The organism is Phocaeicola paurosaccharolyticus JCM 15092, from assembly GCF_000613805.1.
In the GTDB taxonomy this organism is placed as follows: Bacteria; Bacteroidota; Bacteroidia; order Bacteroidales; family Bacteroidaceae; genus Phocaeicola; species Phocaeicola paurosaccharolyticus.
This window is the reverse complement of sequence record NZ_BAJR01000007.1, coordinates 89,079-105,355: the sequence shown is the minus strand read 5'-3', so window position 1 is coordinate 105,355 and position 16,277 is coordinate 89,079. Positions and strand designations below refer to the sequence as shown.

6 protein-coding genes and 1 pseudogene are annotated in these 16,277 nt (G+C 38.1%); 3 read left to right on the top strand and 4 right to left on the bottom strand.

What is annotated here, in order from left to right:
* Positions 1–18: 18 nt before the first annotated feature.
* Positions 19–4,083, top strand: a complete 4,065-nt coding sequence (locus JCM15092_RS05315; protein ID WP_024993753.1) for a hybrid sensor histidine kinase/response regulator transcription factor — start codon at positions 19–21, stop codon at positions 4,081–4,083.
* 59 nt (positions 4,084–4,142) lie between these two features.
* Here JCM15092_RS05315 and JCM15092_RS15055 read toward each other — a convergent pair.
* A pseudogene (locus tag JCM15092_RS15055) lies at positions 4,143–5,308 on the bottom strand (acyltransferase family protein).
* 256 nt (positions 5,309–5,564) lie between these two features.
* On the opposite strand from JCM15092_RS15055, the gene JCM15092_RS05305 reads away from it, so the two are divergent.
* Together JCM15092_RS05305 and JCM15092_RS05300 are read left to right on the top strand one after the other, a co-directional pair.
* Positions 5,565–8,360 carry a TonB-dependent receptor gene (locus JCM15092_RS05305; protein WP_024993752.1) on the top strand — a complete coding sequence of 932 codons (2,796 nt, stop codon included), beginning with the start codon at positions 5,565–5,567 and terminating at the stop codon, positions 8,358–8,360.
* A 22-nt stretch (positions 8,361–8,382) separates the two neighbouring features.
* Entirely contained in the window at positions 8,383–9,315 is a 933-nt protein-coding gene (locus JCM15092_RS05300) for a metallophosphoesterase (RefSeq protein WP_024993751.1), read from the top strand.
* Between the two features lie 151 nt (positions 9,316–9,466).
* Here JCM15092_RS05300 and JCM15092_RS05295 read toward each other — a convergent pair whose 3' ends face one another.
* Genes JCM15092_RS05295 through JCM15092_RS05285 form a run of 3 tightly spaced genes read right to left on the bottom strand, consistent with a single transcriptional unit; the run spans position 9,467 to position 16,187 of the window.
* Complete coding sequence (locus JCM15092_RS05295) at positions 9,467–12,055, bottom strand: glycoside hydrolase family 2 protein (RefSeq protein WP_024993750.1); 2,589 nt, start codon at positions 12,053–12,055, stop codon at positions 9,467–9,469.
* Between the two features lie 10 nt (positions 12,056–12,065).
* Positions 12,066–14,606 (bottom strand): glycosyl hydrolase 115 family protein, encoded by a 2,541-nt coding sequence (locus tag JCM15092_RS05290; protein ID WP_024993749.1) that lies wholly within the window; start codon positions 14,604–14,606, stop codon positions 12,066–12,068.
* Positions 14,607–14,618: 12 nt separating this feature from the next.
* Positions 14,619–16,187 (bottom strand): glycoside hydrolase family 43 protein, encoded by a 1,569-nt coding sequence (locus tag JCM15092_RS05285; protein ID WP_024993748.1) that lies wholly within the window; start codon positions 16,185–16,187, stop codon positions 14,619–14,621.
* Positions 16,188–16,277: the final 90 nt, after the last annotated feature.

The following is a 16,277-nucleotide window of genomic DNA, read 5'->3' as shown; positions in this document are numbered from 1 at the left end:
AAACCCATTATCTCTATGATGAAAAAGCTAATATTTTCACTGTTTGTAATATTGCCACTTAATCTTTTAGCACAGAATTATGTGATAAAAAGCCTAGGTATTAAGGAGGGATTATCAAACAATCATGTTCTCTCTATTGAGCAAGACAAGCGCGGTTTTATGTGGTTTGCCACCGAGGAAGGCTTGAATATGTTCGATGGTATAAATTTCCGTTCTTTCTATAAAGAGAAGGGAAAAAATATCTCTCTTTCGGGCAACGAGCTGAATGGCTTGTTGGATGACCCCGTTGACTCTATACTATGGATAGCAACACAAAGGGCAGGTATAAATGCATACGACTACGGAAAGAACAAATTCTATACCTATAGAAAGAATCCCAAAGATCCAAATAGCCTGATTACCGATGACATTACCAAGATTATGCCATCGTCGGATGGTAACCTATGGATATGCACATATTGGAAAGGTATAGACTATTACAACAAGGAGAGCAAGAAGTTTACACATTATAACACCACCACCTTGCCTGGACTTCCAAGCAATAATATATGGACCGCTTTTGATGGAAAAGATGGTAACCTATATATTGGACATGTACGTCATGGATTCTCTATCCTGAATTTAAAGACCAAGCAAATTAAAAATTTCCGTCATATTGAAGGTGATGCAAGCTCTATCCCTGATGATGAGGTGACCTGTATCTATAAAGACAGACTTGGCAATATTTGGGTTGGCACATCAAACGGAGTAGCTCTTTACAATCCTCAGAAGGAAAACTTCATGGTTATAAATGATGGTAATCGTAATCTTTCTCATAGAATATACTCAATAAGGCAGACTGAGGATAATAAGTTGTGGATTGCGATGGAACTTGGGGGTATTGCAATTCTTGATCTCTCTCAGCATCTGTTCAACTCACAGATACAAGCAGGATTCACCTTTATAAAAGAGGGGGATGATGACTATGGACTATCAGGTAACTCTATAAGAAGTATATATCAGGACTCATACGGAAATATGTGGATTGGCGGATGGGGAAGCGGAATAAACTTCATCAGCCAAGAGGCTCCCCTATTCAATACATATGAGTATACTCCTAATCTATATTTCAACTCACTTACAAATAAAACTGCTTCAAGTGTATGCTTTGACAAAAGCGGACAACTATGGATAGGTACTGACGGAGGAGGTATCAACCTTTTTCAGAACGGAAGAAGGAAAAATGTCTTTAAAACGAATGACTACGGAAGTAACAACAACAATATACAGACATCACTATGCGACTCAAAAGGTGGCTTGTGGTTCGGATTATTCTATGGTGGAATACGATATTTCAATACAAAGACACAAAAGTTTGAAAAGATATCACTCAATAACAATGAATCGAATGATGCAGACATACGTTCATTCTTTGAGGATAAAAGTGGATTGATATGGGTTGGAACTAGCCAAGGTATTTATGTAGTTAACCGTGACAGCAAGAAGATGGTTAAGCACTACTCTCTTGAAAACAACCTCGTGCGTTCTCTATATAAAGACTCAAAGGGAAGAGTATGGGTTGGCTTCTTTGGTGATGGAATGGCAGTATACTCTTCGGATATGAAACTCATCGTATCGCATAATGTAGACAACAACTTCCCATCAAATACAGTCAACACTATATTTGCAGACAGCCGTAGCAATATTTGGGTAGGAACTGGAGAAGGACTTGTGAAATTCGAAAACGGTTCTCTTAAGAAATATCATGTATACAACCGTGAAAGCGGTCTTACCAATGCTCATATCTTTGCTATAACTGAAGATAGAGAAAAGAATATATGGATAAGCAGCAACCATGGTATCTCATGCCTTATTGGTGGAAAAAATATTATATATAACTATGGACACCGGGATGATGTTCCTTTAGGAAGTTTCTGTAGAGGAAGTGTAGCAAAAGATAAGGAGAACAATATCTACTTCGGATCTATTAATGGAGTCTGTTTCTTCAATCCTGAAAATGTTCTGAAAAAACGCACCTCACCTAAAGTACTTATAAATACAATTGAGGTTGCCGGAGTCATTGAAAGCAATGAAAATGCACAGAATGAAATCAATATTATCGGTGAAAAAGAGGTGAATTTAAACTACAAGCAGAACAGCTTCACCATAACTTTCAACATACCAAACTTTGCTCTTACCAATCAGGTGGATTATGCTTATCAGCTTGAAGGGTTATCAGATAATTGGTACACCATAAATGGTTCTAACAGCGTTACTTTCAGAGGACTGCCTCCTGGAGACTATAAGTTCAGTATCAAAAGCAGAATACATAACCAACAATGGTCGGATGAGATATCTACTCTGAATATCTATATAGCTCCTCCTATATGGCTTACAATATGGGCTAAGATTATATATGTTATTCTAATTGGAGTCTTTATATTCTACCTTACCACACAATATAAAGATAGATTGGAGGTGGAATCTCTTTACAAAGTTGAAAAGAAGATGCGTGAACAGGAGCAGGAACTTAATAATGAGAGATTACGTTTCTATACAAATATCACTCATGAGCTAAGGACTCCCCTCACCTTGATAATTGGTCCACTGGAAGACCTTACTCATAACAAATCACTGAATTCCGGTGACTCACAGAAGATAAATGTGATACATAAAAGTGCTGTCAAATTGCTTGACCTGATAAATCAACTACTTGAGTTCAGAAAGGTTGAGACGCAGAACCGACATCTATGTGTGGAGAAGAAGAACATCGTCCCACAGATAAAAGATACATGTCAGAAATATATATCACTCAATGTAAAGAATGAGATAAATATAAAGTGCCATATACCTAACGAGAATATAACATTCTATTTTGATAAGGAGATCATTCAGACAATACTCGATAATCTGATTTCAAACGCTTTGAAATATACAGAAAAAGGGCTTGTGACTATCGGAGTGGAGTTGAAAGAGAACGACTCTAACAGTATTGTGGAAATAGTGGTTAGCGACACCGGATATGGTATAAGTGAAGAGGCTCTGCCACATATTTTTGAGAATTATTATCAGGAGAAGAGAAACAGCATGGTATCTGGGACAGGTATAGGACTATCCTTAGTTAAGCGACTTGTGGAGACACACGAAGGTGAGATATCTGTTGAAAGTACTCCAAATGTGGGAAGCACCTTCCGCATAAAACTACCTGCTGACAACTCATATCCTAATGCTTTACATTCGGAAGTTGAAGAGGGCGAAGAAGAAACTATTGAAGAGATCATGCCTGAACAGGACAAGTCGGATAAGAATATTCTACTCATTGTTGAAGATAATAGGCAGATAGCTGAATATATTGCTGAATCCTTCAAGGATAGCTATGAAATACATATAGCTCAAAATGGCCAACAGGGAAGAGATGAAGCTCTGAAAATCATACCTGACATTATAGTAAGTGATATTATGATGCCTATAATGGATGGTAACACTATGTGTAAGATATTGAAAAATGATATACGTACAAGTCATATTCCTATCATACTACTTACAGCCAAAGACTCATTGAAGGACAAGGAAGAGGGATATCAAATTGGCGCAGACTCATATCTTACAAAGCCATTCAGTTCAAGTCTGCTTAGGAGCAGAATAGAGAATCTATTAAACTCACGCAACATGCTGGCATCATACTATAAGAATAATGATATCAACAGAGAGGAAGAGGTTAAGGAGGGAGAACCGGAGGTGACACTAAGTGTTCTGGACAACGAGTTCCTGCAGAAGCTGAATGGATTGATTGCAGAGAATTTAGCATCTAATAAGATGGATATAGCTTATCTCTCAGACAAGATGTTTATGAGTAGCTCAACACTTTACCGCAAGATGAAAGCCCTTACCGGACTATCAACAAATGAGTACATACGAAAGATGAAGATGAAACATGCCAGGGAGTTATTGCTAGAAGGCAGATATAACATCTCTGAAATATCAGTCCATGTAGGATTCAATAATATATTCTACTTCAGGCAATGTTTCAAGGAGGAGTTCGGAGCAACACCTTCTGATTATTTGAAGAATGCCAAGAAAACAACAAACAGAGATATAGACTGATCTGTTCTCACAATAAAAAGTAATGGCTGTCATCGTAGGGTGACAGCCATTACTTTTTATTATGTTTTCAATCCTTTCTTCTTTAGGAACTTTGAAGAGAGCCATTTTCTAAACGGTTCATCATAATACTTAAGAGTAATATAAGCTAGTACAATATTCCAAATATATATCGTCAGAGCCACTTGCCATGTCTCAGCAAAGGTATACAGCCTAGTATTAATAAGCGTTCCATAGAAGAGATACATGAATGGATAATGCACCATATATAGAGGATAAGATATTGCGCCAAGGAATTTACAAATTGCGGTAGATTTTCTATCTGTTGTTCTGCCCGATGCAGCCAGCCATACTATTGTCGGGAATATAAAGATAATGCATATTGTCTCAAACAGTCCGTTGAAAGATATAAGTGATTTGCCTTCAATTTCCGGAACAAAAAAGAGAGCAAAAAGCACAACTGTAGATATCCAGAATATGCCTCTTATCTTTACAGGTTTGAAATTACGCCATAGAAGCATACCCATTGAGAAAGGGAATATCATTCTTAGAAATCCGCCAAGGAAATTCACTCCGTCAAGAGTCCATCCCACCCCAATATATCCATATCCAGATACATCGAATATAGCAAAACAAGCCAATGCTATGCCACTTATGGCAACAAGCAGGGTAAGTGCTATATTTGAAAGACGACGTATAAAGAGTGCATAGAGAATATTCCCTATATATTCAAAGAACAATGACCAAGATGGACCGTTTAGTGGGAACATCTCACCATTTCCACGCACCTCATAACTCGCTCCTGGATAAGCCGGAATAAGGAACATTGCTAGAAGCAGTGCAATCATAACTGCAGAGTTTGCAATATGTGTTCCATCCCACTGTACTCCTCCCTGAACAATAAAAGTTATTACTCCGAAGATTGCTCCCATGATGACCATAGGATGTATCGTATAAGACGACGTTTGAAGAAATCTTTCTTTGTCAGACTCTTGCCCCAGCGATCATCATAGGCATAAGCTATTACGAACCCTGAAAGTATGAAGAAGAAATCAACGGCAAGATATCCATGATTTATTCCTTCTACAGGTTTATTCCCAGCAAAAGAGTATCCTTCGAAAATATGATACCAAACTACAAGAAGAGCTGCGACTCCTCGTAACCCATCCAATAGTTCATAGTGAGGTTTGGAATCGGCAAATGTCGTGGAAAAAGTATTATTCTGCATTTTCAATAATTAAGTTAGTGTCAGAAAAGTACAAAAATAAAAAATTGACAATAATAAATGTTTGCTCCACCCAAAAACATAAACAATTTATAAATAATTGTGACATATACAACGTTTCAGATGAATCATACTACTTTGTCCAATATTCTATTATGTAACCTGTTTGTTTCTTTTATTTAGCTTAATTGTTAATTTTTCGTATTTATATGGTAATATGACATAGATACTTTTGTACAATCAATTTAAATAATAAAAGATGAGAAGAATTGTCAAATTAGTATCTTTCATGTTATTAGCAACAAGTATAAGTAGTAATACTTTTGCAATTGAAAAAGAATTAAGCGAAAAAGCTAGTGTATTGAGAGGACGAGTAATGGACAACGAGCAACAAGTGTTGCCAGGTGCTTCTATTATGGTAGAGAGCTTAAAAAAAGGTATTATTAGTGATATAGATGGTAATTACACTCTTACAGGATTGAAACCTGGAACGTATACCGTAAAAGTTAGCTACGTAGGATATAATCCTATTGAATTGAAAATTACAGTACCCAAAGGTAAGACTTTGGAGAAAGATATTGTAATGAACGAAGGCGTTGAGTTACAAGAAGTAAAAGTAAATGGAGTCTTTACAGGACAACGTAAAGCTCTTAGCGTACAAAAGAATGCTATGGGTGTAAAGAATGTCGTTTCGGCAGACCAAGTAGGTAAATTTCCAGACTCAAACATCGGTGATGCCTTGAAGCGCATCAGCGGTATCAATGTTCAATATGACCAAGGTGAAGCACGCTTCGGACAAGTTCGTGGTACAAGTGCAGATCTTACCTCTGTAACAGTAAATGGTAATAGATTGCCTTCTGCTGAAGGTGATACTCGTAATGTGCAACTTGATTTGATACCTGCAGATATGGTGCAGACTATAGAGGTAAGCAAGGTTGTTACATCGGATATGGATGGTGATGCTATTGGTGGAGCTATTAATTTGGTTACAAAGAACACACCATATAATCGTGTATTTAATGTAACAGCAGGTACAGGATATAACTGGATTAGCGAAAAAGCGCAATTGAATCTAGGTGCTACATGGGGAGAGCGTCTCTTTAATGACAAGTTGGGCATTATGCTTGCAGCCTCTTACCAATATGCTCCAGGTGGTTCAGACAACGTTGAGTTTGAATATGAAACTAACGATGATGGTGAAGTAGAACTTAAGGAAGCACAAGCTCGTCAATATTATGTAACTCGCGAACGTCAAAGCTACTCAGCAGCATTAGATTACAAGTTTAATGAAAATCATAAAATCTCTTTCAAAGGAATATATAACCGTCGTAACGACTGGGAGAACCGTTATCGCGTAAGCTATAAGAAACTTAACTCGAAAGCATCTAAGCAAAGTGTTGTATTACAAACAAAAGCCGGGTCAAGCGACAACAGAAATGCTCGTTTAGAACGTCAACAAACAATGGACTTCACACTTGATGGTGAACACATGCTTGGCAACTTAATGATGGACTGGGCTGGTAGCTATTCACGTGCTACAGAAGATCGTCCTAATGAACGTTATGCAGCTATATCATATAAAGGAGAAGACTATGGCTCAAGTTTCGCAGATGTATTTGATGAATTCCCATACTCAACAAAATCACTACCAAACATAAAAGATGCTGGATGGAAAATAGACGAATTGACTAACTCTAACCAATCTATTGTAGAAAATGAGTATAAATTCCGTATGAACTTTGAATTACCATTATCACAAGGCGAATTTGGTAACTCATTGAAATTCGGTGGTAAATTCGTAAGCAAAGACAAAGAACGTGAAACAAACTTCTTTGAATATAATGGAGATATTATTGCTGACTGGAATAATAATTTAACTTCTCAGATCAGAAGTGGATTTATGCCAGGAAAACAATATCCTACAGGAACTTCATTTATCGATAAGGGCTATTTGGGTAAAATTGACTTCTCTAAATATGAAGGTAAAGAGGTGCTAGAAGAAGAAGCTGGTAACTATAAAGCAAAAGAAAATATATTGGCTGGTTATTTACGTTTTGACCAAAAATTGGGTGACAAGTTCGACCTTACATTAGGTTTGCGTATAGAGGACACACACCTAAAGACATCTGGTTCCATTTATCAAATGGATGAGAATGAAGAAGAGAGCCTAACTCCTACCGGTGATCAAAAGAATAGCTATACAGACTTGTTACCAAGTATATTATTGAAATATAAGTTGAATGATAACGGAAACATTCGTGCTTCATATACTAAAACGCTATCACGCCCTAAATACTCTGCATTAATTGCTAATAAGAGTTTTAACCTTGCAGACGAAGAGGCTACTATCGGTGACCCAAACACAAAACCTACAACATCAAACAACTTCGATTTATCTATCGATTACTATTTCAAGAGCGTAGGTTTGGTTAGTGCCGGTGTATTCTACAAGGATGTGAAAAGCGTAAACGTTGAGGCATTAGGATATATGACAGGAAGCCAACTAGGATTGGGTAACTATGCTGATACAAAGTTTCAGGTAACACAGAATATGAATGCTTATGATGCACGTATATTTGGTGCTGAGTTTGCTTACCAACGTGACTTCGGATTTATCGCTCCAGCTTTGAAATGTGTAGGTTTCTACGGTAACTATACTTATACTCACTCATCAACTAACAACTACAATCCTATCCTGAGTATTGCAGATGGAGATGATGTCAAGATGGCTGGTTCACCTGAACACACTGCTAATGCATCTTTGTTCTATGAAAAGAGTGGTTTGAATGTTAGATTGTCGTATAATACTGCATCTGCATTTATCGACCAAATGAATACAGGTAGCCGTGAGCTAGACCGCTACTACGATTCTGTAAACTATTTAGATTTGAATGCAAGTTATACATGGGGTAGCAAATATAAGACTACGATCTATGCTGAAGCAGGTAACTTATTAAATCAACCATTGCGTTACTATCAAGGTCATAAAGATCGTACAATGCAAGCAGAATACTACGGAGTACGTGTTAATGCAGGTGTTAAGATCAATTTCTAATAACAACTGAATAAAAACGAATATGAAAAAAATAATAATATTAGTTTTCGCTACCATCATAAGCTCAAGCTGTTTTGCTCAGACAGCTGCAGAATGGGGTAAATTAGAGAAACAATTGAACTTCTATATGGCTAACGATTTGGGACGTAACGGATATTACGACCAGAAACCAATAGCTGAAATGATGGGAGAAATGGCTGAAATAGTAGGCCCTGAGTGTGTATTTGCAGCAGGAGATGTACATCACTTTGAAGGGGTACGTAGTGTAAACGATCCACTTTGGATGACTAATTATGAATTAATATACAAACACCCGGAATTGATGATAGACTGGTTCCCTATGTTAGGCAATCATGAATACCGCGGTAACACACAAGCAGTGTTGGACTATACAAATGTAAGTCATCGTTGGAGCATGCCCGCACGCTACTATACTAAAACATTCGAAGATAAAGGGACAACAGTTAGATTTGTAATAATAGATACAACTCCACTAATAGATAAGTATCGTAAAGATACAAAGACATACCCTGATGCTTCACAACAAGATATGGACAAGCAGTTGAATTGGTTGGACTCTGTATTAACTTCTGCTAAAGAAGATTGGGTAATAGTAATTGGTCATCATCCTATATATGCAGAGACTCCCAAAAGTGACACAGAGCGTACCGATCTTCAACAACGCCTTGACCCTATACTGCGCAAACACAATGTAGACATCTATGCTAGCGGACATATTCATAATTTCCAACACATTAAGATGCCAGGCAATAAAATTGATTATGTAGTAAACTCATCTGCTTCATTAAGTCGTAAGGTAAAGCCTATTAAAGAGACAAAATTCTGTAGCCCAGAATCTGGGTTTTCACTCTTTACAATAGACAAAAAAGAACTTAATATGCACATGATTGATAATAGTGGTAAAGTGATTTATACAATTAAGCGCACCAAGTAAACAGAAATAGTAGGCAGTTATATATATTTAGGGTGGTAGGAAATTAAAAAACGTTCTTACCACCCTTTTTCTTATACTTAACAAATATAGAAACACTCTTCCTATTTAGAATGTTTATATTCTTATAGCATCTTATCTATTAATATTATGCCTATTTATCTAAGCTACCTTTAACGTCAACCTCACTTAACTTAGGAATTACATATCCATCATAATATGGGAATGAGATGCGGACAAATCTATATTTTTCTTTTGAGTCTACTTTTACGACCTGATTGTCAAAAAGGCTCTTATTATCTGAAAGGTCCTTCACTTTAGTCCATCCCTTATTATCTTCAGAGACTTCAAGTATATATTTGTAAGCTCCAGACTGCGCAAACTTAATAACTATCTCATCTATGACAGGCCATCTCTCCATATCAAGAGTCCATGAAGCATTATTATCACTTGTAACAGGTTGCCAAAAGGTCTCCACTTTACCATCACACGCATATCCTGATGATCTGCCACTTTCGGAAGTTGTTGAGAAGGTAGGATTGTTAAGTCCGAAATGACCTGCCTCCTCCCCTTTATTCCGTACATAACGTCTATATGGTCTATTTGTCACTTGCTGTGAGATACCCTTCTTATATAATGGTGCACCTATAAATGAGAGAGAGACTTTTGCACTTTGCAGTCCCTTAGAAGTAGCTTCTACAACAGTTATTCCGGAATAATATGAGCGAAAAGATATAGCTGCCTTTCCATCCTGTATGCGTATATCGTCATCTTTTCTGAATGATATAGATGAACCTGTTGGAAATTCGCCGGGACCTGATATTACCTTAAGCGTTACATCGGGAGAATCTGTAATCTCTCTTCCTGAAGAGTCTAGAACAACTACTGTGAGTTGCACATCATCGGTACCATCGGCAGCTATATTCTTCACCTTGCTAGCATGCAGAGCCAGTCTGTATGGCACACCATCGACAGGCCATTGTGGAGGAGCAATATGTCTATACTCATTTCTATACCAATACCATGATCTTTTGGGGATACGGAAATAGTCTACCATTCCCATCTTTCCCATATCGGGTCCAAATATACTTCCATGATCAAATCCACACCATATAGCTTGTCCGCTACGCCAATCTCTTCCTTTCCATCCTTCATCCTTATTTAAGTCTCCCCATCCCGGATTATACTCTCCCGGTCTGTCGGATGTGGTACTTCCATATTCAGTGACAACATTTGGTATGCCTGGATTCTGGAAGTCAACAATAGTACTTCCATCTCCATTATATCCTGCCACGTCGCCAATCAAATCAATACGGTCTTTCCCTAAAGGACGCTGTGAGCCACCAATGGCAGCAAGACGAGTCGAATCAAGTTCATGAGTGCGGTTTACCATCTTCTTCAACAGACTCTTTACTCCATCCATGGTATTTGGTGAGGTGAAGAATGGTTCGTTACACATACTCCACACTATTATAGAAGGGCTGTTACGATGTATCTTTATCATCTCTCCCAATTGGTCAAGTGCACTCTTTTCAAACTCCTCACAGTCCTCTTTTCTATTTGGATAAGCGCTTGAGGTCCAGTATCCGTCACTCTTGTCACCGGCAGTTCCCCAAAATGGTGCCTCCGACCAGAAGAGAACTCCCTCTTCATCGCATGCCTCAACAAAAGCAGGTGAATGAGGATAGTGTGAGCCTCTTATCATATTGAAACCAGCCTCTTTAATCATCCTTACATCTCGGCGTGAAGCCTCTTCGGTGACAGCATCACCCCAGCCGGCTTGATCCTGATGAACATTTGCACCATGGAAGAAGAGATGTTTTCCATTCAGGAAGAATCCTTTATCGGCACTCCACTTTATCCAACGGAATCCGAATTTTGTTACCTCTTTATCTATCAATTTGCCACCTTTATAGAGTTCACTTACCATTGAATAGAGTACAGGAGAATCGGGTGACCAGAGTAAAGGGCTTTTTACTGATGGAGTAGCCTGATATATAACAAGAGTTGTCATCGATGGAACCTCTATATTGCTCTCCACCTTTGATATGACCTTTCCTGATTTGTCAATAACTTTGGATATAAGTCTGAAGTTTGTATCTGACTTATCTTTATTGCATATTTCACTCTTTATATGTACAGTAGTTGCCTCTCCATTGCTACTCTCCAGTTCAGGAGTAGTTACAGTTATACCTGCCCATGAGATATGTGTATTATCTTTCTTAATCAATCTTACATTCCTATAGATACCTCCGCTGAAAACATGTTCACCTCCTCGTGGCGCTAGAGTTGCCTGCCAAAGATTATTCACCCTCACTGCAACTATATTCTCACCTTTCTTAGCTGATTTTGTTATATCTACAGAGAAACCGGTGTAACCACCACGATGCGTGCCTACCTTCTCTCCATTTATAAAGATCTCTGCCTCCTGGAAAACTCCGTCAAACTCTAAAGAGAGAACTTTACTAAGGTCCTGTCCCGAAAGAGAGAACTGCTTGCGATACCATCCATAGCCTGTATAGAAATCGCGTGACATGAAATATGGTATGCTAAATGAGTGTGGCAGACCAATATTCTCCCACTTTGAATCATCATAATTTTTAGACTCTGCTTTGGAATAATCTCCACGCATATATTTCCACTCTCTGTTGAAGTTTATTTCACTTCTTGGATTGTTCTCTGCCAATAATGATAGCGGCAAAAGAAATAATGAGATTAATAAAAGTAAATCTTGTCTCTTCATTTTAATATGTTTATCTGTTTCCTATATTACGTTGATATGAGCTCTCTTGTAAGTTAAGGCGTCCCCACTCCCCTTTACCACCGTCAATGATAAACTTATGCAGCACTATTGCCGGAGATAACGGAGTTATAGTAAGTGTATGCTCACCCTCTTGCAAGTTTACATCATTGAACAGTATATCACTATCGATAACTCTTGCTGCTCCTGCCGGATACATCTTTGAATAGCAGTTTTTCCAAGTCATTTCTGAGTTATAGTTTACAACTGTCTCTTTATCATTATCTATAGAGATTGAGAAACTATGTCCGCCCTTTATAAAAGGGAGTGTACTGTCCAATATCACTCTTACACGCACATCTTTAAAAGTACTATTTAATTTAATCTTATATGTCAAAGAGGCCCCTTTTAACTCTTCTGTATATGGCATTAGTGATATTCCAGAAAGAGTACGCCCCAATCCAGGTATTACAGTCCACTTACTCTTATCGTTAGATAGAGCTTTAGAATAGTGCTCAGCCTCCATAACTACATATCCATCTTTTGAATTAAATATATATCCTCCATCATTTGCAGACTTGTCTATCCTGATAACTTTTGGCATGATGTTCCCCTCTTTTGGCTCATCCCAACTTCTGTAACCTATATGAGTCTGATCCATTATATGATTCCACTTGCCATCCATCAGTTTGTGGTTATATTCCCAAGAGAGAAGAGAGTCACGGTTAAAACAATATTCCACTCTATCGGCCCAATAATTTGCATTTGCATCCATATTCTTTGCAAGATTTCTGTTCATTGCAACCGAATAATACATCTCATAAAGATTGGCCATTGCCTGAACAGGATGAAGAATAAGTTCCATATAAGCAGCCCTCTTTTCTTCAGGCAAAGAGTTGTACTGACGTACTGCATGAGCCTCAAGAGCTAAGAATTCATCTGCTACACCCTTAAATTCACCGGATATAAGATTGTATGTTTTGTCGTCAAGCATCTCTGCTGTCACTCTTGATGCATATTTGCAATATAGGTCAAGTATTCTTGCAGCTTCATAAGACTCCTTCTCACCAAACTGTTCACGACAGAAGTCTATTGTATAATCCATAAGATTATCTGCTCTATATTTCTCTGGATTCCAAGCCATTTTCAGAAAGAAGTCAGTTGGAAATTCATTAGGTTTTAAGTCGCCTACATTAAGAATCCACATCTTATCTACTCCATAGCTGTATGTGAGATACAGCTGTTCCCACATATGCTGTATCTGCGTCATGTTAAGCCACTGATATGCACGTGGTGCACCATGCAAGTCAACATGATAGTACATTCCATATCCCCCGGGATGTATCTTGGATTTTAAATCGGGTAGACGACGCACATCTCCCCAGTTATCATCACACAGCAATACCATCACATCATCAGGAATCTTCATTCCTTTATCAAAATATTCCAAGACTTCGCTATAAAGGGCCCATACCTGAGGTGTCTTAGATGGATCTTTCCCGGTTATCTTCTTAATGATATCTCTCTGTGCTGTTATTATATTTTCCAGAAGACGAGTGTCTGTATCATCACCCATTGGAGCATCACCATCGCCACGCATTGCTATAGTCACCACCTCTTCTTTATTGCCTATACGTTCTATCCCCTCACGGAAGAAGCGTTCTACCCCCTCCTTATTAGTCTGGTAATTCCATTCACCATATTTTTTTCTGTTACGGGCATATTCCTGATGGTTGCGTGCCATAGGTTCATGATGAGACGTACCGATTATAATGCCCATCTTATCAGCTAAAACGCTATTTTGCGGATCATCAGCATAGAATGCTGCACTCCACATTGCCGGCCACATAAAATTAGCTTTAAGACGTAGAAGGAGTTCATACATATGAACATACATCTTAGAGTTGAACCCGCCGAATTTCTCTGTTGCCCATCCTCCCATGCATGGCCACTCATCATTAATGAATATGCCACGATATTTTACTTTAGGTTCACCATCTGTATATATACCTCTTTTTATTGTTATGGTATCTCTTTTTTCGACAGGCACGTCAGCCCACCAATACCATGGCGATACTCCTATCTGACGTGACATCTCGTAAATACCATAAATTGTACCACGCTTATCGCTTCCGGCTATTACAACAACATCACCATCTATACCTTTTACAGGGCTTTTTAATGTTGTGATTATAAACTTCTCATTTTTACCCTTAAGAAGTTTAGCATCAATCTTACCACTCTTAACAAGTCGGTTTATAATGCAGCTTTTGTCTAATGACCCAACAATAATCTTTACACTTTTATCTATCTCACCAGATACATCAGGCTTATTACCTGTTACCTTGAATATATCATTTCTAAGGTTATCCATCGCCATAAGCACACCTTCATGGTCTGATTCATCACAGTAAATTTTAAAGTTATTAAGATCCTTTGATGTCAGAATCATACCATCTTTATCTAAAGAGAAAGATACAAACTGGTCTGCAGCATTTACTATTTCCGAAGTAAATAGGAATATGGAGACTAATGCAATTATAAATTTATTCATACTAAGTAATAATTATTTTTTATCATCATAATAAAACCAGCCAAAATGTGCCCATCCGCCAATCTTATTCTGTGACTGAGCAAAGAGGGCAAGGTGAACGCCGGTAAATCCACCTATAGTCTCGGTACTGAGATAACGATATCCCTGACGAGCCAATTCTGTATAACTCTTATTATCTGTAGAGAAAGAGAGAATGTAATCATTACCATCACTATTTATTCTTAGAAAGAGATTCTTTCCATTAGCAAGTATCTCCTTTTCAATATGATTCATGTTGCCAATCCTTATTCTACCTTTCACAATATATTTTCCACCATTCTTTATCACAACTACATCATAGTGATTATGGTGCGAAGCATAAGCAGTTATTCCTGCCTCATCACCATCTTTCAAGTTACTCATATCAAGAACGGTTGTTGCCGTAAAGACTTTCTGAGTCTGACGACGTCCAATGAATGTGGGTGAATCGATTTCATCAATATTTATTGATGTAGCTCTCATGCTGAAGAAACCATCCTTCTCTTTAAAAGAGTAGTTCTCCTTATGTGGATTACATAGATAGCTCCAATAAAGCGGCAAAGACTCTTCATCAAAATCCACTCTCTTCTTCTCCTCAGCCAACTTAACCTGTGGAAGAGTCTTACACTTCATATCTATCTGAATAGTTCCATTACCATTTACCACAGGCCACGCATTATCATCCCATCTGACTGGGGCCAGGAAAGTTTCTCTACCCATTACATGTTGCAGGTAACCACTTGTTCTATATCCGAGGCATATCATCCACCATGTACTGTCAGGAGCCTGAATAAGGTCGGCATGTCCCAAACCCTGTATCTCACTATTCTGCATCTCTCCTGAAAAGTGTGAGAGTATAGGATTTGAAGGATTAGGTTCATATGGGCCCTCAAGGAAACGGCTTCTTGCAATATTTACATGATGTCCATGCTCTGTTCCTCCCTCTGCAAGCATAAGATAATAGTAGCCGTCCTTCTTATAGATATGTGGTCCTTCGGGATAACGTCCCCCTTCACCTGACCATAATCTTTTTATTGGTGATAACTGCTTACCTGTCTTGACATCTATCTCACAAATCTTAATATATACATCTTTCCAAAGGAAATAACACCGCCCCTCATCGAAGAAGAGAGTGGGGTCACAACTTCCACGAGTAAACTCTATCTCAATAGGTTCCGACCACTCCCCTGCAGGGTCATCTGTGTAGACATAGAAATGCTTTCTGGAGGGAAAAAGAGTAGTTATCATATAAAAATGTCCTTCATGATAACGTATTGTAGGTGCATAAATTCCTGAGTTCTCATCTGTATGTTCCAGGTCAACCTGAGAAGGACGTGTAAGACATGCACCTATCTGTTCCCAATTGATAAGGTCCTTACTATGATATACCGGAACACCAGGGAAATATTGGAAAGTGCTGTTCACAAGATAGAAGTCTTCTCCTGCGCGGCATACACTTGGATCGGCATGAAATCCAGGAAGAACAGGATTTACAAAACCTTGACCGTAACATAAAGACGTCAGGGCCCAAAATGCTAAAGATACCAGAGAGTGTTTTTTCATAAAAAAAATGTATTCAAGAACGGTTTACAAAGTATGTTTTGTAAAGTAACTTAATTATATATTATTATAATTATAGTTTCGTTACAACAA